At 60.3% G+C, this 24,032-nt stretch carries 30 protein-coding genes and 2 pseudogenes; 10 read left to right on the forward strand and 22 right to left on the reverse strand.

Going from position 1 to position 24,032, the window contains the following annotated elements; translation table 11 throughout:
• The first annotated feature begins 80 nt into the window (after positions 1–80).
• Entirely contained in the window at positions 81–941 is an 861-nt protein-coding gene (lepB, locus tag QD408_RS15790; protein WP_414139968.1) for a signal peptidase I, read from the forward strand.
• Between the two features lie 57 nt (positions 942–998).
• On the opposite strand, the gene QD408_RS15795 is transcribed toward lepB, so the two are convergent.
• Positions 999–1,487 carry a GAF domain-containing protein gene (locus QD408_RS15795; RefSeq protein WP_414139969.1) on the reverse strand — a complete coding sequence of 163 codons (489 nt, stop codon included), beginning with the start codon at positions 1,485–1,487 and terminating at the stop codon, positions 999–1,001.
• A gap of 128 nt (positions 1,488–1,615) precedes the next feature.
• Complete coding sequence (locus QD408_RS15800) at positions 1,616–2,659, reverse strand: alpha/beta hydrolase (RefSeq protein ID WP_414139970.1); 1,044 nt, start codon at positions 2,657–2,659, stop codon at positions 1,616–1,618.
• Positions 2,660–2,934: 275 nt separating this feature from the next.
• On the opposite strand from QD408_RS15800, the gene QD408_RS15805 reads away from it, so the two are divergent.
• Positions 2,935–3,531 carry a nucleoside 2-deoxyribosyltransferase gene (locus QD408_RS15805; RefSeq protein WP_414139971.1) on the forward strand — a complete coding sequence of 199 codons (597 nt, stop codon included), beginning with the start codon at positions 2,935–2,937 and terminating at the stop codon, positions 3,529–3,531.
• 54 nt (positions 3,532–3,585) lie between these two features.
• Positions 3,586–3,672, forward strand: a pseudogene (locus QD408_RS15810) (dehydrogenase); the annotation flags it as partial.
• A 95-nt stretch (positions 3,673–3,767) separates the two neighbouring features.
• Here the strand turns inward: QD408_RS15810 and QD408_RS15815 are convergent.
• The gene (locus tag QD408_RS15815) at positions 3,768–4,763 is read right to left on the reverse strand and encodes an alpha/beta fold hydrolase (protein WP_414139972.1); all 996 of its coding nucleotides are present in this window, start codon (positions 4,761–4,763) and stop codon (positions 3,768–3,770) included.
• 135 nt (positions 4,764–4,898) lie between these two features.
• Here QD408_RS15815 and QD408_RS15820 point away from each other — a divergent pair, with 135 nt between their 5' ends.
• The 3 genes from QD408_RS15820 to QD408_RS15830 all read left to right on the forward strand — a co-directional run bounded on the left by QD408_RS15820 (position 4,899) and on the right by QD408_RS15830 (position 6,410).
• Positions 4,899–5,057 carry a hypothetical protein gene (locus tag QD408_RS15820; protein WP_414139973.1) on the forward strand — a complete coding sequence of 53 codons (159 nt, stop codon included), beginning with the start codon at positions 4,899–4,901 and terminating at the stop codon, positions 5,055–5,057.
• Between the two features lie 127 nt (positions 5,058–5,184).
• The gene (locus tag QD408_RS15825) at positions 5,185–5,496 is read left to right on the forward strand and encodes a DUF1883 domain-containing protein (RefSeq protein WP_414139974.1); all 312 of its coding nucleotides are present in this window, start codon (positions 5,185–5,187) and stop codon (positions 5,494–5,496) included.
• Positions 5,497–5,735: 239 nt separating this feature from the next.
• Entirely contained in the window at positions 5,736–6,410 is a 675-nt protein-coding gene (locus QD408_RS15830; protein WP_414139975.1) for a VIT1/CCC1 transporter family protein, read from the forward strand.
• Positions 6,411–6,424: 14 nt separating this feature from the next.
• Here the strand turns inward: QD408_RS15830 and QD408_RS15835 are convergent, their stop codons facing one another.
• Both QD408_RS15835 and QD408_RS15840 read right to left on the reverse strand, forming a co-directional pair.
• On the reverse strand, positions 6,425–7,741 hold the full coding sequence (locus tag QD408_RS15835; RefSeq protein ID WP_414139976.1) for a replication-associated recombination protein A: 1,317 nt from the start codon (positions 7,739–7,741) through the stop codon (positions 6,425–6,427).
• Positions 7,738–9,141, reverse strand: a complete 1,404-nt coding sequence (locus QD408_RS15840) for a DegQ family serine endoprotease (RefSeq protein ID WP_414139977.1) — start codon at positions 9,139–9,141, stop codon at positions 7,738–7,740. The genes QD408_RS15835 and QD408_RS15840 overlap by 4 nt, the downstream gene beginning before the upstream one ends.
• Positions 9,142–9,274: 133 nt before the next feature.
• Between QD408_RS15840 and QD408_RS15845 the strand changes: the two genes are divergently transcribed.
• Together QD408_RS15845 and QD408_RS15850 are read left to right on the forward strand one after the other, a co-directional pair.
• Entirely contained in the window at positions 9,275–9,655 is a 381-nt protein-coding gene (locus QD408_RS15845) for a YkvA family protein (protein WP_414139978.1), read from the forward strand.
• A 23-nt stretch (positions 9,656–9,678) separates the two neighbouring features.
• On the forward strand, positions 9,679–10,032 hold the full coding sequence (locus QD408_RS15850) for a lysozyme inhibitor LprI family protein (RefSeq protein WP_414139979.1): 354 nt from the start codon (positions 9,679–9,681) through the stop codon (positions 10,030–10,032).
• 58 nt (positions 10,033–10,090) lie between these two features.
• On the opposite strand, the gene QD408_RS15855 is transcribed toward QD408_RS15850, so the two are convergent.
• Both QD408_RS15855 and ilvD read right to left on the reverse strand, forming a co-directional pair.
• Positions 10,091–10,942: a hypothetical protein gene (locus QD408_RS15855; RefSeq protein WP_414139980.1), complete on the reverse strand. Its 852-nt coding sequence runs from the start codon at positions 10,940–10,942 to the stop codon at positions 10,091–10,093.
• 240 nt (positions 10,943–11,182) lie between these two features.
• Entirely contained in the window at positions 11,183–13,021 is a 1,839-nt protein-coding gene (gene ilvD / locus QD408_RS15860; protein ID WP_414139981.1) for a dihydroxy-acid dehydratase, read from the reverse strand.
• Positions 13,022–13,355: 334 nt separating this feature from the next.
• Between ilvD and msrP the strand changes: the two genes are divergently transcribed.
• Both msrP and msrQ read left to right on the forward strand, forming a co-directional pair.
• On the forward strand, positions 13,356–14,303 hold the full coding sequence (gene msrP, locus QD408_RS15865; protein WP_414139982.1) for a protein-methionine-sulfoxide reductase catalytic subunit MsrP: 948 nt from the start codon (positions 13,356–13,358) through the stop codon (positions 14,301–14,303).
• The gene (msrQ, locus tag QD408_RS15870; protein ID WP_414139983.1) at positions 14,303–14,962 is read left to right on the forward strand and encodes a protein-methionine-sulfoxide reductase heme-binding subunit MsrQ; all 660 of its coding nucleotides are present in this window, start codon (positions 14,303–14,305) and stop codon (positions 14,960–14,962) included. The genes msrP and msrQ overlap by 1 nt, the downstream gene beginning before the upstream one ends.
• Here msrQ and QD408_RS15875 read toward each other — a convergent pair.
• From QD408_RS15875 to rpsN, 15 genes and pseudogenes are all read right to left on the reverse strand, one after another.
• Positions 14,951–15,403: a DUF2809 domain-containing protein gene (locus QD408_RS15875; protein WP_414139984.1), complete on the reverse strand. Its 453-nt coding sequence runs from the start codon at positions 15,401–15,403 to the stop codon at positions 14,951–14,953. The two genes, msrQ and QD408_RS15875, sit on opposite strands and share 12 nt — an antisense overlap.
• A pseudogene (locus QD408_RS15880) lies at positions 15,400–15,782 on the reverse strand (VOC family protein). Before QD408_RS15880 ends, QD408_RS15875 begins: the two are co-directional and overlap by 4 nt.
• Positions 15,783–15,867: 85 nt before the next feature.
• Entirely contained in the window at positions 15,868–16,290 is a 423-nt protein-coding gene (rplQ, locus tag QD408_RS15885) for a 50S ribosomal protein L17 (RefSeq protein WP_088685497.1), read from the reverse strand.
• A gap of 177 nt (positions 16,291–16,467) precedes the next feature.
• Positions 16,468–17,478, reverse strand: a complete 1,011-nt coding sequence (locus QD408_RS15890) for a DNA-directed RNA polymerase subunit alpha (protein WP_003547579.1) — start codon at positions 17,476–17,478, stop codon at positions 16,468–16,470.
• A gap of 97 nt (positions 17,479–17,575) precedes the next feature.
• Positions 17,576–17,965: a 30S ribosomal protein S11 gene (rpsK, locus tag QD408_RS15895; RefSeq protein ID WP_003547577.1), complete on the reverse strand. Its 390-nt coding sequence runs from the start codon at positions 17,963–17,965 to the stop codon at positions 17,576–17,578.
• Between the two features lie 133 nt (positions 17,966–18,098).
• The gene (rpsM, locus tag QD408_RS15900) at positions 18,099–18,467 is read right to left on the reverse strand and encodes a 30S ribosomal protein S13 (protein ID WP_008521297.1); all 369 of its coding nucleotides are present in this window, start codon (positions 18,465–18,467) and stop codon (positions 18,099–18,101) included.
• A gap of 223 nt (positions 18,468–18,690) precedes the next feature.
• On the reverse strand, positions 18,691–19,341 hold the full coding sequence (locus QD408_RS15905; RefSeq protein WP_088685496.1) for an adenylate kinase: 651 nt from the start codon (positions 19,339–19,341) through the stop codon (positions 18,691–18,693).
• On the reverse strand, positions 19,338–20,678 hold the full coding sequence (secY, locus tag QD408_RS15910) for a preprotein translocase subunit SecY (protein WP_088685495.1): 1,341 nt from the start codon (positions 20,676–20,678) through the stop codon (positions 19,338–19,340). The genes QD408_RS15905 and secY overlap by 4 nt, the downstream gene beginning before the upstream one ends.
• 235 nt (positions 20,679–20,913) lie before the next feature.
• Positions 20,914–21,390, reverse strand: coding sequence for a 50S ribosomal protein L15 (gene rplO / locus QD408_RS15915; protein ID WP_088685494.1), 477 nt, complete (start codon positions 21,388–21,390; stop codon positions 20,914–20,916).
• Between the two features lie 16 nt (positions 21,391–21,406).
• Positions 21,407–21,616, reverse strand: coding sequence for a 50S ribosomal protein L30 (gene rpmD / locus QD408_RS15920; protein WP_414139985.1), 210 nt, complete (start codon positions 21,614–21,616; stop codon positions 21,407–21,409).
• A 13-nt stretch (positions 21,617–21,629) separates the two neighbouring features.
• Entirely contained in the window at positions 21,630–22,199 is a 570-nt protein-coding gene (rpsE, locus tag QD408_RS15925; RefSeq protein WP_003573784.1) for a 30S ribosomal protein S5, read from the reverse strand.
• A 133-nt stretch (positions 22,200–22,332) separates the two neighbouring features.
• Positions 22,333–22,695: a 50S ribosomal protein L18 gene (gene rplR / locus QD408_RS15930; protein WP_088685492.1), complete on the reverse strand. Its 363-nt coding sequence runs from the start codon at positions 22,693–22,695 to the stop codon at positions 22,333–22,335.
• Between the two features lie 12 nt (positions 22,696–22,707).
• Positions 22,708–23,241: a 50S ribosomal protein L6 gene (rplF, locus tag QD408_RS15935; protein ID WP_088397046.1), complete on the reverse strand. Its 534-nt coding sequence runs from the start codon at positions 23,239–23,241 to the stop codon at positions 22,708–22,710.
• Between the two features lie 42 nt (positions 23,242–23,283).
• A complete protein-coding gene (rpsH, locus tag QD408_RS15940; protein WP_004674934.1) occupies positions 23,284–23,682 on the reverse strand; it encodes a 30S ribosomal protein S8 in 399 nt (132 codons plus the stop codon).
• 12 nt (positions 23,683–23,694) lie between these two features.
• Positions 23,695–24,000: a 30S ribosomal protein S14 gene (rpsN, locus tag QD408_RS15945; RefSeq protein ID WP_003573787.1), complete on the reverse strand. Its 306-nt coding sequence runs from the start codon at positions 23,998–24,000 to the stop codon at positions 23,695–23,697.
• Positions 24,001–24,032 lie beyond the last annotated feature (32 nt).

The raw sequence follows: 24,032 nt of genomic DNA on the forward strand, positions 1-24,032 counted from the left end.
TGCGAATTTTCAGAGCTTTTGTTGCCCGTCGCCCCGCATGCGCAGCCACGCTGGGATTGGTTTTCGGTCCGGATGTGGCCATGGCCTACCTCGGTCGCGGCCGGAAGGCCTTGGCCTATTTTGTCGGCGGCCTCATCATTTCAATCGCACAGCTCTGGCTGTTCGTCGTTCTCTCGACTGCGGTTTACGGGTATTTCCTGACTTTTGCCTGGCATCTGATCGGGTGGGTTCATGGCTATCTCGCGGCGAGGAAGATACGAGAGGACGCCGTGTTTCCTTGGTACTCCAGGTGGTACAATCTTCTTCTGATCTTTTTGATTGCTCCACTCGCCTTCGCGATGCTGGTGAAAGCGCTGATCGTCCAGCCATTCACGATACCATCAAGTTCTATGCTTCCTACTTTGCGGAGCGGCGACTACATGTTCGCGCAAAAATACGTCTACGGGTACAGCCGTTATTCGTTCCCGTACGGGCTCGGCCCGGAGCATCGTATATTCGGACATGGGCCGGAGCGGGGAGACGTCGTCATGTTCCGGACGCCAATGGACACGAAGGTAGATTTTGTGAAACGTGTCGTCGGCCTGCCGGGCGACCGCATTCAGATGAGATCCGGCATTCTCTACTTGAATGGTATCGCAATTGAGCGCGAGCCGACTGGTGATTTGACGTATCAATCAGTCACTGTGCAGACTTTTAGAGAGACGTTGCCATCCGGCCGCAGCTATACGATCGTTGAGCAAGTGGACAACGCCCGTGGCGACAATACCAGGGAATTCGTTGTCCCCGACGGGCATTATTTCGTGTTGGGCGACAATCGTGACAACAGCCTGGATAGCCGCTTCGATATGGGGTTTATCCCTGATGACAACATATATGCGAAGGCAGCTATCATGCTGTTCAATCCGGGCGACGCATCGCGGCAGTCATCTTGGATCCAATAGCCTTGAGAGGCATCAATCTAAGGCGTCGCGAATTCCGGCATGAACCACCCCTCACGGTCAGAAACTTGTCGCTGCCGTGAAAATCTCCGCCAGGCGTTCGATGCCCGCCTGATCATCCCTATCGAAACGGGATGGGATCGGGCTGTCGAGATCGATGACGCCGATGATGTCGCTGCCGCTTCTGATCGGAACGACAAGCTCGGAGCGGGAGGCCGCGTCGCAGGCGATGTGGCCAGGGAAAGCGTGAACGTCCTCGACGAGGATCGACGCGCCTTGCGCGATCGCCGTCCCGCAAACCCCGCGGCCTACGGCAATACGCACGCAGGCGGGCTTGCCCTGGAAGGGGCCAAGCACGAGTTCGTCGCCTTTCAGGAAATAGAAGCCGGCCCAATTGATATCCGGCATCGTCTGGAACATCAGCGCCGAGGTGTTGGCGGCGTTCGCGATCATGTCGGTCTCGCCTGAAAGCAAGCCCTCCAAATGCTGGGCAAGCTGACGATAGAATTCAGCCTTGCTGCCAGCCTCGATCACCGCCGTCTGGAACATCACCTTGTTTCCGTGAAAAGCTGAACCGCTCTAGACGGCTGATATAGGCAGGCGCGCCGCCTTTGCCAATCAGCCGAAGACAATTGAACAACGGCAACGAAAGACTGCGGTTGCGGATTAAATGCACCCTACTCCTTCGGCTTGTCCGCAAAATGCCGGATCGCAAATTCGGCGATGTTCTGGTTCGCCCGATCGGCATCGTCGAGCAGCGAGGGAAACAGCTGCCACTGATGGGGCATGCCCGGCCAAACCTCGGTGGTGACATCCACGCCCGCCTGGCGCGCCTTGTCGGCAAGCCGCAGCGTGTCATCCAGCAGGACTTCGCCGGAACCGACCTGCAGCAACAGCGGCGGAAAACCTTTCATGTCGGCATAGAGCGGCGAGATCTGCGGATCCGTCGCCGACCGGCTGCCGAGATAGGCTTTGCGCAAGGCCTCGAACCATGCCTTGTCGACCAGCGGATCGCTTTCCGCATTCGATACCGCCGATCCCCCTGTTGCGGCAAGGTCGGTAATCGGGCTGAGCGCCACGACGGCCGCCGGCAGCGGCTTTGCCGCCTGCATCTGCCGCAGCACCGTCTCGATCGCGATATTGCCGCCGGCGCCGTCTCCTGCCACGATGACGTTTCCGCTGTCATAGCCGTTGTCGAGCAGCCAGCGATAGGCCGTCAGCGCGTCGTTGATCTGCGCGGGATAGGTATATTCCGGCATCAGCCGATAATCGATGAGAAGAACGTCGCTCGATGCGGCCTTGGCAAGCGAGCCGGCAAGCAGGCTGTGCGTGCGGATGGAGCCGCTGGAGAAGCCGCCGCCATGGATATAGAGGATCACCCTTTCCCCGATCGGGTGATGAAGACGGGCGGGCCACATCAACTCGGCATCGACGCCGTCGGCATCGACCTGCCGAAGCTGGATTCGCGTCGGCCCCGGCGTCGTCTCCATCAGCGTCCTGAAGGCCGTCCGTCTCTCCGGCAGGCTGTCGGCGCCGGCAAAGTGATCCTTCCAGAGGCCTACGAGTTTTTCGACCTGCTCGCGCGAAGTCTGGCTTTGCGGTCCCATGTCCTGTGCGACCGCCGCCGATGCCAGCATCATCACCGCGGCGAGGGCCGGAAACAGACGTCCCCATCGCTGTGGTTTTTTTCGATCAGCAGCTGGCAAAATCCGACCGTTCATCAACCTCTCCCGACGGTGCTGGCCATGGCGGCATCTTTGGCCGGTTCGTCGACCGGAGTCAAAAGGAAGACGGGCGCGAACCGCAAGCTTTTTCGTTCCGCACGCATCGCCGCGATGGCCGCCCGGAAGTGCGGCTGCCTCAGGCGGCGCGTCAAAAAAATGAACAATGCCTGCCGGCACGGCTTGCCATTTGCCGCGCTTCCGTCGGAAATGGTTTCCGTGCCCGGCCGCCCTCCCCGCCGGCACGTCGTCTCGCCCGTGAGTGAAGGATACCGATGACCACCATCTATCTTGCCGGCCCGGAAGTCTTTCTTCCGGACGCCATGCCCATCATGGCCGAAAAACGCCGCCTGGCGCGCCAGTTCGGCTTCGAGCCGACCGGTCCCGGCAGCGACGAAAACCAGACGCCGGTGAAGCGGACGGCCGCGGAGATCTACGCGCGCAACGACGACGCCATGCGCCTCGCCGAAATCTGCCTTGCTAACATCACTCCCTTTCGAGGCGTCAGCGCCGATCCGGGTACGGTCTACGAGATCGGCTTCATGATAGCGCTGGGAAAAGCGGTTTTTGCCTATAGCAATCATCCCGACGACTATGGCCTGCGTGTCCGCTCGATCTGGTATGCGGGACGCGAGATCGATGAGACGAGCGGGCGCCCACGCGGGCCGGATGGCATCGCGATCGAAAATCACGGCATGGCGGACAATTTGATGATCGACGGAGGGATCGAAGCGACGGGAGGCAAGGTGTTTCGTGCGGCCACGCTCCCCACGGACCCTGCCCGCGACCTGACGGTTTATTTCGAGGCGCTTCAGGCGATTGCCGAGATGCGCGCCGACGGCCGCTCGCCACCAGCTACTCCGCCCGTATAGCGTCGATGACCGCCCTGCCGACATGTGGCGGCGGCTTGGCAAGGCCGACGCCATCATGTGAGTGTCGAGAAGGAACTGGCCGTTTGGCGGGAGCTTGCCCTCTCAACGGATTTTGCAAGCGATGCAACGGCTGCAGGCTGAAGAGCGAGTGCCGCCACCACATCCCTAGTTCGGGGATATGGTGGCGGTGCGATCAGGAGCGGCAAAGACTGGCGGTAGAAGTCCGGCCGCTCTGCCTATTTTCCGACCTGCTCGGCCCAGTTCGGCGCCTTGCCGCCGCCATCGAGGAAGGTCATCGCCATATTCGCCATGAGGGGCGAGGCGAAGGTCTCGTAATGGGTGAGATCGGGCAGGATCGCCAGGCGGTTCTTCGACATGTTTTCCCGCATCCAACCGGCATCGCGCAGACCGCCGCCGAGCTTGTGGTAGAAGTCGATCATATGCTCGGGCCGGATCATGTCGGCATCGCCGTATATCAGCATGACGGGCATGGTGAGCTTCGCGACGGCATCGCTGTAGTCGATGGGCTCGCGCATCAACGCCCCCATGGCATCGAGCAGTTTCGGAAACTCGGACACATCAGGCGCCACCGCCTTGTAGGAGAGGAACATCGGCGTGTCCTTCATCATCTCGGCCATGCCGGCGCCGACCGCCGCCTGCTGCGGCAGCATCTCCGGGAAGAAGCCGTTCTGCGCATAGGGCGCCGAAAGTATCACCAGCCGGCGCACCTGGTCCGGCGCCTTCGCCGCCATATGCAGGGCCACGCCGCCGCCGAAGGAATAACCGAAGACATCCAGCTTCTCGTAGCCAAGCTGCTTCACAAGGACCGCCATATCGGCGCCGATCGCCGGAAGAGAGATCGGGCGATTGCCGAGAGGCGTGCGGCCATGGCCCTGCAGATCGACGGCGATTACCTGACGATGATCCGTGAAGACCGGCATGACGGGGGTAAACATCTCGATCTGCCCGAGGCCGCCATGAAGCAGCAGCAGCGGTTCGCCCTCGCCGCGGATCTCGTAATAATAATCGATACCGTTGACCGGCACTCTTCCCTTTCTGACGATCGGCGCGACGGTCTTGTCATCCTCGATAACAGGCGTAGCGCCGCCGGCGGCTGACAGATCCGGTGCGGCCAGGAATGCGGCAGCCGTTGCGATCATCGAAATCAGTGTCATCTTCGACATGTCCTTGCTCCATGTTTGCATCGATACCGCAAGGACGGCGGCGATCATCCCTTTCCGACACCGCGCGCCGAAATTTCTGCCGCCCGCCTTTATGCCATTCCTATATTTTCGCCCCTCGCCCCGAATGGATTTCCTATCGCAGCCGGCAGTAGACTCTCGCCATAACTGCAAAGGTCAAACGCCATGCGAAATATCATGTCCTCCGCCTTCCAGCCTCTTCGCCCACACAGGATCACGCGCGGCAACAGGCAGATGCGCGAGAAGCGCACCGCCTGGGCACTGATCGCCTTCAGCGTCGTGCTCGCCTGCGTCGAACTTTACATCGTTTACTCGGCGCTCTGAGCCCTCTACGCGCGCTTCCTACGCGGCGGGAGAAGGCAGGCATAGGCTGAGAAGCCTATTTCCAACTTTTCGTTAACCGGCATGCTGGTAAAATCTCGCCGTAAAGATTTCAGACGCCGCGAGACCGATGCCGAAACCGAATTTCCGCTTCACCCACTACGATCTCAAGGAACAGCGCGCCGGAACGATCGTCGAGGTGTCGTTGAATGCGGTGAACAATGTTCGTCTGATGACGGCGCCGAATTTCCAGCGCTTCACCGAGGTTCTCGACTTCAAATATATCGGCGGCGTGGCGCGGAAATCACCGGTCAAGCTTGCCATACCCGAAAGTGGCCACTGGCATGTCGTCGTCGATATGGAAGGCCATCACGGACTTGCGGAATCCGCCGTCAAGGTGATCGCCGCGCCGGTCAATCAGAAGACGCCACGCCCCTCCTGAGCTTTACAGCACCGCGCATCTTTTCTGACGCGTAAGGGCGAGTGCAGAACGCACTCGGAAAAACCGTGTCACGAGGCACCCAATCGTGCTGATCTTGATCACGATCAATGAATCGGGCCGAGACCTCGGTCACAATTCTCCGATCGCGAGGCTTGCCCCGTGCCGTCAGCTGCCCATACATGCTCTGATGGCGGAGCAAGGAGCAGCAGACGATAATCTCCATTACCTGGGGGCAGTCCATGGCTTCGAACCCGATCGATCGTGTCACTGATATCATCGATCCCGGCGATGCACTCGGCGAAGTTCTTTTCGGATTGATCATGGCGCTGACTTTGACCGTGGGTTCGAGGCTTGTTCTCGAAGAAGAAGGGTTGGATGCCCACGAATTGATCGTCGCAACAATCGGATGCAACGTCGCCTGGGGGATCATTGACGCCGTATTATTCGTTCTGGGGACGACGTTTTATAAAAGCAGGCGGCTGCGCCTTTTTCGGCAAATCAAAGCCGCCGGAAGCGACACTGCGGCGCTCAAGATGCTCGCGAAAGAATTCCCGATCGACGAGGCACCGTTTTCTGCAAAGGCTGCCGATGCAGACGCGCTCTATCGATCACTGCTGACGCTCGCACGCAGGGCCGATCCTATGAAGGCGTCCCTCTCGAAAAATGATCTCTTTGCCGCAATCGCGGTCTTCTTTCTCGTCTCGGTTACGTCCATTCCGGCCGTGACCCCTTTCCTTCTCATCGACAGCGCGCACATAGCTCTCCGAGTCAGCAACCTGGTTCTCATCATGCTGCTGTTCGTGACGGGTTATGCGTGGGCGAAATTTTCGGGAGGCAGACCTTTTTATGCAGGGATGACGATGACCTGTCTCGGATTGCTTCTGGTCGCCATAGCGGTCGCTCTCGGCGGTTGAGCCCCGCTCACGCATCAGCGGGGATTTCGCTCTTTTCGCAGTTTTGCCCACCATTCCAGCCGCTTGCGGATATCCCGCTCGAAGCCGCGCTCCGGCGGATCGTAAAAGGTCTGCCGGCCCATCTTCTCCGGAAAATAATCCTGGCCTGAAAAAGCATCCGGCTCGTCGTGATCGTAGCGATAGCCCTCGCCGTAACCCTCGCCCTTCATCAATTTCGTCGGCGCATTGAGGATATGCTTCGGCGGCAGCAGCGAGCCGTTCTGCTTTGCGGCCTGGCTTGCAGCCTTGAAGGCCGTGTAGACGGCATTCGATTTCGGTGCGGTGGCGAGATAGACGCAGGCCTGGGCGAGCGCCAGTTCGCCTTCCGGCGAGCCGAGGTACTCGTAGGCATCCTTGGCGGCGTTGCAGATCACCAGCGCCTGCGGATCGGCAAGGCCGATATCCTCCACCGCCATGCGCACCAGCCGCCGGCCGAGATAGAGCGGATCTTCGCCGGCATCGAACATGCGGGCGAGATAATAGAGAGCGGCATCCGGGTCCGAACCGCGGACGGATTTATGCAGCGCCGAAATCAGATTGTAGTGACCGTCCTGCGCCTTGTCATAGACCGGTGCGCGCCTCTGGACGATGCGTGTCAACCCTTCGGTGTCGAAGGTCTCGCCCTCGCGCGCCGCGCGCCAGACCTCTTCGGCGAGCGTCAGCACGGCGCGGCCGTCACCATCGGCCATGCGGATCAGGCTGGCGCGGGCCTCTTCCGTCAGCGGCAACGGCTTCTGCTCGATCGCTTCGGCGCGCTTCAGCAGCTCCTCGAGGCTCTCCTCTTCATGCGACTTGAAGGTCAGCACCCGGGCGCGCGACAGCAGAGCGGCGTTGAGCTCGAAGGACGGGTTCTCGGTAGTGGCGCCGACGAGGATGACGGTGCCATCCTCCATGACAGGCAGGAAACTGTCCTGCTGGGCGCGGTTGAAACGATGGATCTCGTCGACGAACAACAGCGTCTGACGGCCATCCATGCGGCGCAGGCGGGCGGCCTCGAACACCTTCTTGAGGTCGGCAACACCGGAAAAGATCGCCGATATCTGCTCAAAGGCCAGCCCAGCCTCGCCCGACAACAGCCGGGCCACCGTCGTCTTGCCGGTGCCGGGCGGGCCCCAGAAGATCATCGAGCCGAGCGAACCGCTTTCGATCATGCGCTTCAGCACGCCGTCCTCACCGGTCAGATGTTGCTGGCCGGTGACATCGGCGAGCGTCTTCGGCCGCAGCCTGTCGGCAAGCGGCCGCCTGGCGGCGACCTCCTCCGGAATACGCGGCGCGAAGAGATCATTGCTCATCGGAAAAACTGCCTGATCCGCTGGCCGTCGCGCTCGATCTCCACCCGCCAGAGGCCGGGGTCGCTATCGGCGATCTCGGACAGCTCGCTGGTCGATTTCACTTCCGTGCCGTTGATCGAGACGATGATATCCTTGGGCTCGAAGCCGAGACGGGCCGCCGGTGAATCCTCTTTGACATCGGAAACGACGACGCCGGCCGATTCCGACGGCATGCGCAACTCGTCGGCGACACGCGGCGACAGGTTCTCGACGACGGCGCCCGTAAACGGCGTGTGGCCGCCAATCGTGCGCTGGTCGCGCGGCGAGGTTTCCGGCGCACGGGCAAGCGCCAGCGACAGCTGCTGCTCGCGACCGTTCTCGATGACGGTAAGATTGACCGACTGGCCGAGGCCGGCCGTCGTCAGGCGATACAGCAATGCATCGGGATGTTCGACCGAGATGCCGTTGACGGCGGTGACGATTTCGCCCGCCTTGAGCCCGGCTTTCGCCGCCGGCCCGCCATCGGAGACCTTGATCACCAGCGCGCCACGGGCCTTGTTTAACCCGAGAGCTTCGGCGACTTCCGACGTCACGGCATCGAAACTCGCGCCGACATAGGGCCGCTCGAAGGATTTGACGCCGGCATCGGCGGAAGCGAGAAACACTTTGACCAGATTGGCGGGGATGGCGAAGCCGATGCCGTTCGAGCCGCCGCCGCGCGAGAAGATCGCGGTGTTGATGCCGATCAGTTCGCCCTTCATGTTCATCAGCGCGCCGCCGGAATTGCCGGGATTGATCGACGCGTCGGTCTGGATGAAGAAGCCGAACTCGTTCTTGACCACCTGGTTACGGGCAAGCGCCGAAACGATACCACTCGTCACCGTCTGGCCGACACCGAAGGGATTGCCGATGGCCAGAACGAGATCGCCGACTTCGACGGTGTCGGAATTGGCGATCGGCAGTGTCGGAAAGCTTTCCTTGGTATCGATCTTCAGCACGGCGAGATCGACACGGTCATCGCGCAACACCACCTTGCAGGGGAATTCGCGCCCATCCGACAGCGCCACCTTGATGTCGTCGGCGCCTTCTATGACGTGATTGTTGGTCACCACGGTGCCGTTCGCCTCGACGATCACGCCGGAACCGAGCGAAGACTGCTTCTCGGAGCGGTTCGGCATCTGCTGGCCGAAAAACTGCTCGAAGAAGGGATCGCCGGCAAAGGGCGACTGTCGCTGGACGATCTTCTCCGCATAGACATTGACGACGGCGCCCGACGTCTGTTTGACGAGCGGCGCGAAGGAGAGCTGCATCTGCATCTGGCTCTCCGGCACGGTCTTCGCCGTCTGCGCATGAACGGCAGCCGGCAGAACGAGCATGAGTGCGAACAGCGAGACGGAAGCGCGCTTGAACAGGCCTTGCATGGGTATCCCTTTTGAATCCTCTTGAGCAACGTTGTAGCGTCCGACGCTAGAAAGGAAAGAGGGCGGAAGCATGGAAGAATAAGGCAAAGGAATGTCTTGAAGCCGCTGCGAATTTGATTCAGTAAGATTGGCCATGCAACTGATATCAAAAGCCAAAATCTGGGCGAAGTCACTGAAGCGTGACGTCGTTGCGCTGTGGCTTGCAGCCCGAGACCGCCGTGTGCCCTGGTATGCGAAAGCGGTGGCCGGCGCCGTTGCTGCCTATGCGCTGTCACCCGTCGATCTGATCCCCGATTTCATTCCCGTGCTCGGCTATCTCGACGATCTCCTGATCGTTCCGCTAGGCATCCTGCTGGCGACACGCCTCGTTCCCGCCGATGTCATGCGCGAACTACGGGAGGAAGCCGCAAGACGCATCGAGCGCCCCTCCGGCCGAGCCGGACTGATCTTCATCCTTGCCGTCTGGCTCACCTGCATCATCTTCCTGGCTCTGGCACTGCGCAAGCTGGCCTGAACGACGGCAACAGGGACATATGAATGATGACGACAAGAGCGATGACGGCGGCCTTTGGTTTGGCAATCCTGATTTCTGCATCTGATATGGCCGCGGCGGCCAGCTTCGATTGCGATCAGAAGGAATTGAAGCCGGACGAAAAGGCAATCTGCGACAACCGCGCGCTCAATGATGCCGACGTCAGGATGGCAACCACCTTCGAGCTGCTCTCCGGCCTGCTGGCCATGGGCTCACGCGGAACATTGCAAGACGAGCAAACGGCTTGGCTAAAGAAGCGGCAGGAATGCGGAGCGGATGCCGCCTGCCTGAAGGCCGCCTATGACGAGCGGATGAAACAGCTCGGCGAGACCTATAAAAACATCAACCGGCCGCTTTGAAAGCGACCGGTTGGCAGAGCAGCTGACTTTTAAGGCGGGTCGTAAGGTCGAGCCCTTCTTACCTCAGGCGTTGAAAAAGCGTTGCTAAAGGCTTCATCCCCCAGCTTGGTCTATTAAGCAGAATTCTGTCGATCGAGCGCTTCGCTCCTCCCTGCATATGGAGCGTATGCATACGGATTTCGCCATCCTCGGCGTGACCGAACGGCAGGCCGCTTTTCCAGGTGATGGCCTTTTCTCCGCCACGCATCAGGAAGTTCGCCTGACCATTACTTGGAAAGCTGAAATTGAAATCGAACGTCGCACCGTTGATTACAGTCGTGAGGTCGAACCAAGGCACGGAACGGCAAAGCATCTGGATGAGGTACATATCACTGATGCCGCCATCCATTCCTGCGCACGACTCGTAAACGCCAGAAATCTCTTCGAACTCCCGGCTGTTTCTATCTTCGTAAACTTTGAAGATAAGGTCGCGCAACGCTTCGAGGGCATCAACCGACCAGTAGGACGCGTGACCGGATCCGTTCCCATAGGCTGCGATCGGCGAGAGGGGCAGATCGGCTGCCACTTTCGACAAATCGGAATAAATCAGCACGTCTGTGTCGGCATTGAAAATTCGACCAAAACCTTGTGTCCGACAGAAATTTGTTACCGCCAGCCACCGGGCGATGGCAGAAAACTCGAATTCGAAAGTGTTTGAAGACTTATGGACGTAGCAGGCGCGCAGCCGGTCCAGATCATGTTGGTACTGGCTCAGCAGGAAAAACTCGGCGGGGCCGGCCAAATCGCGATTTTTCTCATCGCCCAATAGGACAACTCGGGTCGTGGGATTGCTTTTCTTCGCTTGCGCCAGAACGCCGCGTAGATATTCTGCGCGCCCACTATGAGCGAAAACAATTGCGTCTACCAGCAATGCACTTCCCATCTTTGACCGAGGCTTGATCGGACTAGTAGCAGAAGAATCTAGACGAACAACCGTAAAGCTTCGGTTTGTCATGCATCTATAAAGCGAGCGGCCGCCACCACCTGAGGCGATCAAGCATGGTGCGGGCGATACGGCGCAGAGCCGTATGGTCGCACAGCAAAAATCGGCCAAATGTTTGAAATTGGCCGATCTGAAATTACTCGTCAGCGGGTCGTAGTTCGAGACTAATCAGCGGGCGTTCAGATCGCGCACGGCACCGCGGTCGGCGCTGGTTGCGAAGGCGGCATAGGCCTTCAGCGCGGTCGTGACGTTGCGCTTGCGGACTTCCGTAGGCTGCCAGCCCTTGCCGTCCTGCTCGGCGCGGCGGGCGGCGAGTGCGGCTTCGTCGACTCGCAGGCTGATCGTGCGGTTCGGGATATCGATATCGATCATGTCGCCTTCGCGCACCAGGCCGATCGTGCCGCCGTTGGCCGCTTCCGGCGAGACGTGGCCGATCGAGAGGCCGGAGGTGCCGCCGGAGAAACGGCCATCGGTGATGAGAGCGCAAGCCTTGCCGAGGCCCTTCGACTTCAGATAGCTCGTCGGATACAGCATTTCCTGCATGCCCGGGCCGCCCTTCGGGCCTTCGTAGCGGATGACGACGACGTCGCCGGCCTTGATCTCATTGGCGAGGATCGCCTTGACCGACGCGTCCTGGCTTTCGAAGACGCGGGCGGGGCCGGAGAATTTCAGGATCGATTCATCGACGCCGGCCGTCTTGACGATGCAGCCGTCGATCGCAAGATTGCCCTTGAGCACGGCAAGGCCGCCGTCCTTGGAGAAGGGATGCTCGACCGAACGGATGACGCCGTTCTGGCGATCCGTGTCGAGCTCGTCCCAGCGGGCCTCCTGGCTGAAGGCGACCTGGGTCGGGATGCCGCCGGGGGCAGCACGATAAAAGTTGCGGACAGTGTCGCTGCTGGTGCGGGTGATGTCCCAGCGATCGATCGCATCGCCAAGCGTCTCGGCGTGGACGGTCGGGCAATCGCGGTTCAGCAGGCCGCCTTTGTCGAGTTCGCCCAGGATCGACATGATGCCGCCGGCGCGATGGACGTCTTCCATATGCACATCGCTCTTGGCGGGCGCGACCTTCGACAGGCATGGCACACGGCGCGACAGCGCGTCGATATCGGTCATGGTGAAATCGACCTCGCCTTCATGGGCGGCGGCAAGGATGTGCAGGACGGTATTGGTGGAACCGCCCATGGCGATATCGAGCGCCATGGCATTCTCGAAGGCCTGCTTGGAGGCGATGGTGCGCGGCAGCGCCTTGACGTCGTCCTGCTCGTAATAACGGCGGGCGAGATCGACGATCAGGTGACCGGCCTCGACGAACAGGCGCTTGCGGTCCGCATGAGTGGCGAGCGTCGAGCCGTTGCCGGGCAGCGAGAGGCCGAGCGCTTCGGTCAGGCAGTTCATGGAGTTCGCGGTAAACATGCCGGAGCACGAACCGCAGGTCGGACAGGCCGAGCGCTCGATGACCTTGACGTCTTCATCGGAGATCTTGTCGTCGGCTGCGGCGACCATGGCATCGACGAGATCGAGGGCATGTGTCTTGCCGTGCAGCACGACCTTGCCGGCCTCCATCGGGCCGCCCGAGACGAAAACCGTGGGGATGTTGAGACGCAGCGACGCCATCAGCATGCCGGGGGTGATCTTGTCGCAGTTGGAGATGCAGACCATGGCATCGGCGCAATGGGCATTGACCATGTATTCGACGCTGTCGGCGATGAGCTCGCGCGAGGGCAGCGAATAGAGCATGCCGTCATGGCCCATGGCGATGCCATCGTCGACGGCTATCGTGTTGAATTCCTTGGCGACGCCGCCGGCAGCCTCGATTTCGCGGGCGACGAGCTGGCCGAGATCCTTCAGATGCACGTGGCCGGGCACGAACTGGGTGAAGGAATTCACCACGGCGATGATCGGCTTGCCGAAATCCGAATCCTTCATGCCCGTGGCGCGCCAAAGGCCGCGCGCGCCCGCCATGTTGCGGCCGTGGGTCGTGGTTCTGGAACGGTAAGCTGGCATCGGTATCGTCCTCGACGTGTCGGAAATATCAGGCGAAGCGGGCAGCTTTGGAGCTTGCGGCCAGGCGATCGCTGCTGTTTGGAATTGTCCTAATCCAATCGACGGGGGCTGTCACTACCGGGAAGGTCAAATCCGGTACGCCACCGGAGGAAGAGATACGACGCGCATCGATCATATACGGTTCGACGAGACGTTTTGTTACAGCCTATTCCATCACAGGCGTACACAAAAAATTGGCTTCCCGTCGATGGTATTCAAGGCATAGAGATTGATCCGAACATGCGGGCGCTTCGTTTAAGGACTATAGTCGGAAAGCCGCCCAGGAGGTTTTGACATGCCGACTTATCGCCCACCGAAGATCGCTTCATCGGAAATCACGCCGCGCCAGGTCTATATGCGCCGCCGCGAATTCCTGGGTGCTGCAACGCTTGGCGCCATGGCGCTCTACGGCGCAGGCAAGGCGAGCGCGGCAGCACTTTCCGCCGTCGAGAGCAAGTACAAGGTTGATGAGAAAGCGACGCCGCTCAAGGACGTGACGACCTACAACAATTTCTATGAATTCGGCCTCGACAAGGGCGATCCCGCCGCTCTTTCCGGCGATTTCAAACCGTTGCCCTGGACGGTCAAGATCGACGGCATGGTCAACAAGCCTGGCACCTTCGACGTCGAGGCGCTGATGAAGGAATTCCCGATCGAGGAACGCACCTATCGGATGCGCTGCGTCGAGGCCTGGTCGATGGTCATTCCCTGGGACGGCTTTCCGCTGGCATCGCTGCTCGACAAGGTGGAACCGCTCGGCAGCGCCAAATATGTCGCCTTCGAAACCGTCGTGCGGCCGGAGGAAATGCCAGGGCAGAAGGGTTTATTCCAGTCGCTCGACTGGCCCTATGTCGAGGGCCTGCGCCTGGACGAGGCGCGCCATCCGCTGACGCTGCTTGCCGTCGGGCTCTATGGCGAAACCCTGCCGAACCAGAACGGCGCGCCGATCCGCCTCGTCGTGCCATGGAAATACGGCTTCAAGGGCATCAAATCGATCGTCAGGATCACGCTCACCGACCAGCAGCCGAAGAACACCTGGCAGGTGACCAACCCGCAGGAATACGGCTTTTACGCCAACGTCAACCCGGCCGTCGATCATCCGCGCTGGAGCCAGGCCACCGAACGGCGCATCGGCGAAAGCGGCTTCTTCGGCGCCAGCCGCCACCCCACCCTGCCCTTCAACGGCTATGCCGACGAGGTGGCAAGCCTCTATGCCGGCATGGATCTGAAGGCGAATTTCTGATGTCGGAACTGTCGCTCGCCATCCCCAAGCGCTGGCAGCCCGCCTCCGTCTGGCTGCTGTATGTCGTGGGGCTCGTGCCGGCTGCCTGGACCTTTTACCTCGGCGCGACCGATCAGCTCGGCGCCGATCCGGTCAAGACCTTCGAGCTCTTCCTCGGTATCTGGACGATCCGTTTTCTGATACTCACGCTGGCCGTCTCCCCTGCCCGCGAGCTTTTCGGCTGGAACTATCTGCGCTATCGCCGCGCGCTCGGCCTGTTGACCTTCTACTACGCGCTGATGCATTTCACCGTCTACATGGTGCTCGACCAGGCAATGGATATCCAGGCCGTCATCAACGACGTGCTGAAGCGCCCCTTCATCATGTTCGGCATGGCGGGGCTCGCAATGCTCGCGCCGCTGGCTGCGACATCCAACAATTTCTCCATCCGCCGCCTCGGCAAGAACTGGACCTGGCTGCATCGCCTGGTCTACATCATCGCCGCCTGCGGGGCGCTGCACTTCGCGCTGTCGACCAAGATCCTCGATCTCGAACAATATATCTATGTCGGGCTGATCGTTGCGCTCATCCTCTACCGTTCCTACCGGCCGATTGCCCGCAGCCGGAAGAAGAGCCAGGGGCGGCTACGTGGCCGCGCCGTGGAATCATCAGCTTCGTGATGATCCACGCCGCGAAGGCGATGATTGGCGATGCGCAGGGTCAAAGGCAAAGGCCACCGCTATGCCGATGGCGTATGCCAAGATATTCCAGAGCGAGAATACTCGCCCAAGCAGCAAGGCTCCGGCAGTCGTTAATCGAAATGTATCGAGCCAGGGTGTGTGGTAGAGCCGGAAAAATTCAACGCAGATGGCGACAGCCAGCGCCAGGGCAGCGATTCCTGCGGACGGCATTCTTGCTGTGCGAGATGTAACGGCAAGTGCCAGCAGGAAATAGACCATGGCTCCCCAAAGCAGCGACCCGCCATATTTAACGACGAGGAAGGGCAGATCGGCTGCATAGCCGAAGCGTCTGAGCGTCAAACCGGAAACGATGATGAGCAGCAGGACTGCGAAACGCCGGACTTGCGTGCACCCGGGCAGATTTACAAAGGCGCCTCTCACGTTCCGACTGCCTGGTCGTTGATCATTGCCTCGATATTGTAGCCATCGGGATCAAGCACGAAGCAGGCGTAATAATCGGGAGCATATTCCGGGCGTGGGCCGGGGCCACCGTTATCCCGGCGCCGGCATCGAGTGCGGCGTGATGAAAGGCATCGACCTCCGCCTTGCTGCGCGCCCTAAAGGCGACGTGAATGCGGGTCAAAGGCGGCGGACTTTCCGCCTGCTGGATCTCGAACAGGCAGCCATTGCCGATATCGAAGGCCCAGAAGACATTCTCCTTACCGAAAGCAAGCCTGTAACCCAATGGTAGAAACGCTTTTTCATAGAAGAGCTTGCTCTTCGACAAATCACTTACCGCGACGGTCATGTGGTCGATCATGGGGCTGCTCACTCTTCAAAAGGCGGGCATAAATAAAAAGCCGGGCGCAAGGCCCGGCTTTCTTATTTTCCGAAACCGGAAAATCTTAGGCAGCGACGGCCTGCTCTTCGGCAGCCACGCGGGCCTTGTCGGCTGCGCCCTTGGCGTAGGTGTCGCGATCAACGAATTCGATCACGGCCAAAGCGGCATTGTCGCCCTGGCGGAAGCCGGCCTTCATGATGCGCAGGTAGCCGCCGTTGCGGGTGGCATAGCGCGTTGCGATCGTGTCGAACAGCTTCGAAACGACAGCGGCATCACGAATCTGCGAGATCGCCTGACGGCGAGCGTGCAGGTCGCCGCGCTTACCGAGCGTGACGAGCTTCTCGACGATCGGGCGGATTTCCTTGGCCTTCGGCAGGGTCGTGACGATCTGCTCGTGGGTGATGAGCGAAGCCGCCATGTTGGCGAACATCGCCTTGCGGTGGCTTGCAGTTCTATTCAGCTTGCGGCCGGCTTTACCATGGCGCATTGCTATTCTCCTTTAATGCAGGTGCCCTTACGTTAAGTGGGCCTGCCGTTTCCTGGCACATGCAGGCGATCGGCCTGCTGTTTGACGGGGAAAGGCAGCCGAAAGAGCCTGCCTTTTGTTATGTTCTTGCGATCGGCGTGCGGGCGGAAAACCGCTTTACACTTTTCCTCACGCCGCTCAGTACTGGTCTTCGTAACGCTTGGCGAGATCTTCGATGTTCTCGGGCGGCCATGCCGGCACTTCCATGCCGAGGTGCAGGCCCATGGAAGCGAGAACTTCCTTGATTTCGTTCAGCGACTTGCGACCAAAATTCGGTGTGCGGAGCATTTCTGCTTCGGTCTTCTGAATGAGGTCGCCGATATAGACGATGTTGTCGTTCTTCAGGCAGTTTGCCGAACGGACCGACAGTTCGAGTTCGTCCACCTTCTTGAGGAGAGCCGGGTTGAAAGCGAGTTCGGTGACTGCTTCCTCCTCGGTTTCCTTCTGCGGCTCGTCGAAGTTGACGAAGACGCCAAGCTGATCCTGGAGGATGCGCGCCGCGAAAGCGACGGCGTCTTCGCCGGTGATCGAGCCATCGGTTTCGATGGTCATGTTCAGCTTGTCGTAGTCGAGAACCTGTCCTTCGCGGGTGTTTTCAACCTTGTAGGACACCTTCTTGACCGGCGAATAGAGGCTGTCGACCGGGATGAGACCGATCGGAGCATCTTCCGCACGATTGCGCTCGGCCGGAACGTAGCCCTTGCCGTTGTTGACGGTGAACTCCATGCGGATTTCGGCGCCCTCGTCGAGCGTGCAGATGACATGCTCGGGGTTGAGGATTTCGATATCGCCGACCGTCTGGATGTCGCCAGCCGTGACAACGCCCGGGCCCTGCTTGCGCACGACCATGCGTTTTGCGTCGTCGCCATCCATCTTGATGGCGATTTCCTTGATGTTGAGCACGATGTCCGTCACGTCCTCGCGAACGCCCGGAATCGAGGAGAATTCATGCAGCACGCCGTCGATCTGCACCGCCGTGACGGCAGCACCGCGCAGCGAGGAGAGCAGAACGCGACGCAGCGCGTTGCCGAGGGTGAGGCCGAAGCCGCGCTCCAGCGGTTCGGCAACGAGCGTCGCCCTGGTGCGCGAGCTCGAAGAGAACTCCACCTTGTTCGGCTTGATCAGTTCCTGCCAGTTCTTCTGAATCATGAGTTTGCCTTCCGTTCGTTGCCACCATCCAATCGTGGCAACCGAGCTTGAAAACCACCGGGAGCGCGAAGGCGCTCACCGGTGACGAGAGCGATGATCAGACGCGGCGCTTCTTGCGCGGACGGCAGCCATTGTGCGGGATCGGGGTCACGTCGCGGATGGACGTGATCATGAAACCGGCAGCCTGGAGCGCGCGCAGAGCCGATTCACGGCCCGAACCCGGACCGCAGACTTCGACTTCCAGCGACTTCATGCCGTGTTCCTGGGCCTTCTTGGCGCAGTCTTCGGCAGCGATCTGGGCAGCGAACGGGGTCGACTTGCGCGAGCCCTTGAAGCCCTTGGCGCCAGCCGACGACCAGGCAATCGCATTGCCCTGCGCATCAGTGATGGTGATCATCGTGTTGTTGAAGGTCGAGTTGACGTGAGCGACACCCGACGAGATATTCTTGCGCTCGCGACGGCGAACGCGGACGGCTTCCTTAGCCATGGTATTCCTTTCGTTGATCTCTTCACCGCCGTAATGCCAGCGGCTACACCGGAACGGCGCCTATACGGCCCCGCTCCAAACTCAAAAGAGGCCGGCGCGGACCGCCAGCCTCCCCACTCCGGTTTCCCGGAAATTACTTCTTCTTGCCAGCGATTGCCTTTGCCGGACCCTTGCGGGTGCGGGCATTGGTGTGCGTGCGCTGACCGCGGACCGGAAGACCGCGGCGATGACGCAGGCCGCGGTAGCAGCCGAGGTCCATCAGGCGCTTGATGTTCATCGCGGTTTCGCGACGAAGATCACCCTCGACCTGATAGTCGCGGTCGATGGCTTCGCGGATCTGAAGGACTTCAGCGTCCGTCAGCTGATGCACACGACGTTCAGCCGGAATACCGACCTTCTCGACGATTTCCTGTGCGAATTTCGGACCGATCCCGTGAATGTAGGTCAGCGCGATGACAACGCGCTTTGCAGTCGGGATGTTGACGCCAGCGATACGTGCCACGCCTGTTCTCCTTGCATTCCAGTTGCCATCCGGCAAGTGGGCTTCGTTATGCGGTCCTTGAGAACCGCCCGTTCAAATTTAGGTCCGCAACATGTCAACACGACCGAACCCGGACTTCCCTGGGAAATCCGCGCCGATCGCATGGAATGTCGCGAGTTGGCGCGGTGTTTAGCGGAATCACTGCTGAAAAGCAACCGTTCCGCCAAGTTTTATTTTCAAAGCCTTAAAGCTTGGAAAGAATGCCTTCGACCTCGGCGGTCACCTGATCGATCTCCGCCATGCCGTCGACGGACTTGAGCTTGCCCTTGGCATGGTAATAGCCGATCAGCGGTGAGGTCTCCTTGTAATAGACCTGCAGCCGGGCCGTCATGGTCTCCGGAGTGTCGTCCGGGCGGCGCTTGAAGTGGGTGGAACCGCACTTGTCGCACACACCTTCATTGGCCGGAACCTTGTCGGTGTCATGATAGACGCTGCCGCACTGTGCGCAGGAATAGCGGCCGGCAACACGACGGACCAGTTCGGCATCATCGACACGGAATTCGATGACGACGGAGAGACCGAGACCCTTCGCCCTCAGCATTGCCTCGGTGGCATCCGCCTGGACGAGCGTCCTGGGGAAGCCGTCGAGAATGAAGCCGTTGGCGCAATCAGGCTGATCGATTCGCTCGGAGACGATGGCGATGACGATCTCGTCCGAGACCAGCTTGCCGGCGTCCATCACCGCTTTGGCGCGCTTGCCGACTTCGGTACCGGCGTTCACCGCCGCACGCAGCATATCACCCGTGGAAAGCTGCGGAATGCCATGCTTTTCCACGATCCGCTGGGCCTGGGTTCCCTTACCCGCACCCGGCGGCCCCAAAAGGATAAGTCTCATCGCCCCCTCTTTCCTCCACGCAACTTCGATTTCTTGATCAGGCCTTCGTATTGCTGCGCGATCAGGTGACCCTGGATCTGTGCAACCGTATCAAGAGTTACGCTAACCACGATCAAAAGCGAAGTCCCACCAAGGGATAATGGAATGCCGGTTTGCGACACCAGAATCTCCGGAAGGATGCAGACGAAGACCAGATAGATCGCGCCGATGACCGTGATGCGGGTCAGCACGTAGTCGATATACTCGGCGGTGCGCTCACCCGGACGAATACCGGGAATGAAGCCGCCATGCTTCTTCAGATTGTCGGCCGTGTCCTTCGGATTGAAGACGATGGCCGTATAGAAGAAGGCGAAGAAGGCGATCAGCGCCGCATACAGCACCATGTAGAGCGGCTGGCCATGGCCGAGGGCGGCAACAATCGACGTCGCCCAGGCAGGCATAGCCGTGGTGTTGGCAAAGCCTGCGACCGTCGCCGGCAGAAGCAGCAGCGAGGATGCAAAGATCGCTGGAATCACGCCCGAGGTGTTCAGTTTCAGCGGCAGGTGCGAGGTATCGCCCTGGAACATGCGGTTGCCGACCTGACGCTTCGGATACTGGATCAGCAACCGGCGCTGGGCTCGCTCCACGAAGACGATGACACCGATGACGCCGATCGCGACGATGATGACGAGCAGGATGAGGGTGGTCGACAGCGCGCCGGTGCGGCCGAGTTCGAGAGTACCGGCAAGAGCGCTCGGAAGACCGGCTGCGATACCGGCGAAGATGATCAGCGAAATACCGTTGCCGATGCCGCGCGAGGTGATCTGCTCGCCGAGCCACATCAGGAACATCGTGCCGCCGAGCAGCGTCAGAACGGTGGAAACACGGAAGAACCAGCCCGGATCGACGACGAGGCCCTGGCCGCTCTCGAGACCGGCGGCGATGCCGTAGGCCTGAAGCGCGCCGAGAATGACGGTGCCGTAGCGGGTGTACTGGTTGATGATCTTGCGGCCCTGCTCGCCTTCCTTCTTCAGGTTTTCGAGCGCCGGCACGACCGAGGTCATGAGCTGCACGATGATCGAAGCGGAGATGTAGGGCATGATGCCGAGCGCGAAAATCGCCATGCGCTGAACGGCGCCGCCCGAGAACATGTTGAAAAGGCCGAGAATGCCGCCTGCCTGGCCGCGGAAAGCCTGGGCATAGGCTTCGGGATTGAGACCCGGAAGCGGAATATGGGTGCCGAGCCTATAGACGAGGAGAGCTGCCAGTGTGAACCACAGGCGCTTCTTCAGATCCTCGGCTTTGGCAAAGGTCGAAAAATTGAGGTTGGATGCCAATTGTTCCGCTGCAGAAGCCATGCGTTTCTCCGCGCTACCAATTCCGGCGTCTCTGGGGGATAGCCGGCCCCGGAATCAGTATGAAATTATTCAAAACCGGGCTTGGAACGGATTGCAGCGCAACCCCATGCCTCACCCTTGTTTCCAGTCTTACCGGCATGACGCGGGCGCGCCAGCCAAGTTTTTGTGAGGCCCACATATGGGAGCAAAATCGCCCGGTGTGAAGCACCCCGGGCGACATATCATCAGATTATTATTATTCGGCTGCTGCAGGAGCCGAAAGCAGCGTTATCTTGCCGCCGGCCTTTTCGATCTTCTCGACGGCAGACTTGGAAGCGCCTGCAACTTCGAGCGTGATCTTGGCCTTGAGCTCGCCGTCGGCGAGAACGCGAACGCCGTCCTTGGCGCGACGGATGACGCCGGCGGCCTTGAGGGCAGCTGCGTCAACGGTCGCCTTCACGTCCAGCTTGCCGGCATCGACGGCAGCCTGGATACGGGCCAGCGATACGACGACGTAGTCGGCTGCGAAGATGTTGTTGAAGCCGCGCTTCGGCAGACGACGATAGATCGGCATCTGGCCGCCTTCGAAGCCGTTGATGGCGACGCCGGAACGGGACTTCTGACCCTTGACACCGCGACCACCGGTCTTGCCCGAGCCCGAACCGATACCGCGGCCGAGGCGCTTGCGGCTGTGGGTCGAACCTTCGTTGTCCTTGATTTCATTGAGTTTCATGAGCGTTTCCTCCGTCTCACTTCTCGTCGACGATGCGAACGAGATGCTGGACAGCACGGATCATGCCACGAACCGAAGGAGTGTCCTCCAGCGTGCGGCGACGGTGCATCTTGTTCAATCCGAGACCGATCAGCGTGCGCTGCTGGACGTCCGGACGGCGAATCGGGCTGCCGACCTGTTCGATCGTGACAGTCCTCGCTTCAGCCTTCTTGGTAGCCTTGGCCATTGGTCAGCTCCTCTTATTCTTCAGAGGCGTTGCCGGAGGCGCTACGACGAGCCTGCAGCGTTGCATACTTGATGCCGCGCTGAGCTGCGATGTCCTTCGGGTGAACCTGGTGCTTCAGAGCGTCGAAGGTGGCGCGAACCATGTTGTAAGGGTTCGACGAACCGGTCGACTTGGCGACGACGTCGTGCATGCCGAGCGTTTCGAAAACGGCGCGCATCGGACCGCCGGCGATGATGCCGGTACCGACCTTGGCCGAGCGCAGCAGAACCTTGCCGGCGCCATGGCGGCCATGGACGTCGTGGTGCAGCGTACGGCCGTCACGCAGCGGTACGAAGATCAGCTCGCGCTTTGCGGCTTCGGTAGCCTTGCGGATGGCCTCCGGCACTTCACGCGCCTTGCCATGGCCGAAGCCGACGCGGCCCTTCTGGTCGCCGACGACGACGAGTGCTGCGAAACCAAAACGACGGCCGCCCTTGACGACCTTGGCGACGCGGTTGATCGCGACAAGCTTGTCGACGAATTCGCTATCGCGCTCTTCACGGCTCTGGCGGTCTTCCCGCTGCGGCCTTCTTTCCTGTGCCATTGTCCTCTTCCTTTTTCTTTTCCGGGTGCAATCGGCAAACGAATGTGGACCGCATGAGCCTCCCCTTCTTTAGAGAAGTACCCGCGGTCCGGCGAAAATCCGGCCGGCGCAAGAGCGTCCGGCCGGAAACTGATCAGAAGGTGAGACCGCCTTCGCGGGCCGCTTCGGCGAGAGCCTTGATGCGGCCGTGATAAATGAAGGCGCCACGGTCGAACACGACTTCGGTAACACCGGCCTTGGAGGCGCGCTCGGCGACGAGCTTACCTACGACGGCGGCGGCGGCGGTATCGGCACCGGTCTTCAGAGAACCGCGCAGATCCTTCTCGAGGGTGGAGGCAGACGCAAGCGTCTTGCCGGCCACATCATCGATGATCTGAGCGTAGATGTTCTTCGAGGAGCGATGAACCGACAGGCGCGGACGGCCATTGGCCACCGACTTGAGATGACGGCGCACGCGGTTGGCACGACGTGCAAGTGCTTCTTTCCTGCTAGCCATTTCGCGTGATCCTTACTTCTTCTTGCCTTCTTTGCGGACGATGCGCTCGTCAGCATACTTGACGCCCTTGCCCTTATAGGGCTCAGGACCGCGATATTCGCGGATTTCGGCGGCGACCTGACCGACCTGCTGCTTGTTGATGCCGCTGACGATGATTTCAGTCGGCTTCGGAACAGCAATCGAGATGCCGACCGGCGGCTCATAGACCACGTCATGGCTGAAACCGAGAGCCAGCTGCAGGTTCTTGCCCTGCATGGCGGCGCGATAACCGACGCCGTTGATTTCGAGCTTGCGCTCGTAACCGTCCTTGACGCCCTTGAAGATGCCTTCGATCATCGTGCGGGACATGCCCCACTTCGAACGCGCATCCTTGGACTGGTTCAGCGGCGTCACGACGACCGCGTTATTTTCGAGCTTGAGGCTGATTTCGTCGTTGGCGACGAAAAACAGCTCGCCCTTCGGGCCCTTTGCGGTAACCTTCTGGCCATCGACCGTAGCCGTGATCCCAGCAGGCACCTGAACGGGCTTCTTACCGATACGAGACATGTTTCAATCCTGTCTGTTCGCTATGGAGATCCCTGCCCGATCTTAGAAGACCGAGCAAAGAACCTCGCCACCAACGTTCTGTTCACGAGCCTGGTGATCGGCCATCACACCCTTCGGAGTCGAAAGGATGGTGATGCCGAGACCGTTCGCGACCTGCGGAATGGACTTGACCGAGACATAAACCCGGCGGCCCGGCTTGGACACGCGGCCGATCTCACGGATCACCGACGCGCCTTCATAATATTTCAGCTCGATGTTGAGCTCCGACTTGCCATTGCCGAAATCGACAACGGAATAGCCACGGATGTAGCCTTCGGACTGCAGAACATCGAGAACACGCGCACGGAGCTTGGACGCAGGCGTCGAGACCGACGACTTGCGGCGGGAAGCGCCGTTACGGATGCGAGTGAGCATATCGCCCAACGGATCAGTCATTGTCATCTAACCTGCTCCTTACCAGCTCGACTTGACGATGCCCGGCACCTTGCCGAGATTGCCCAGTTCACGCAGCGCAATACGCGACATGCGCAGTTTGCGGTAATATGCGCGCGGACGGCCCGATACTTCGCAACGGTTGCGAATGCGGGTCTTCGATCCATCGCGCGGCAGGGATGCCAGCTTGATCGAGGCCTTGAACCGCTCTTCGATCGGAAGAGCCTGGTTCATGATGATCGCCTTCAACGCAGCCCGCTTAGCGGCCTGGTTGGCGACCGTAGTACGGCGGCGCTTGTTCTTTTCAACTGCGCTTGTCTTCGCCATGTCAGGTTCCTTTTCTACGCTCGTCGTTACGG

The organism is Rhizobium sp. BR 249, from assembly GCF_047445895.1.
Lineage (GTDB): Bacteria > Pseudomonadota > Alphaproteobacteria > Rhizobiales > Rhizobiaceae > Rhizobium.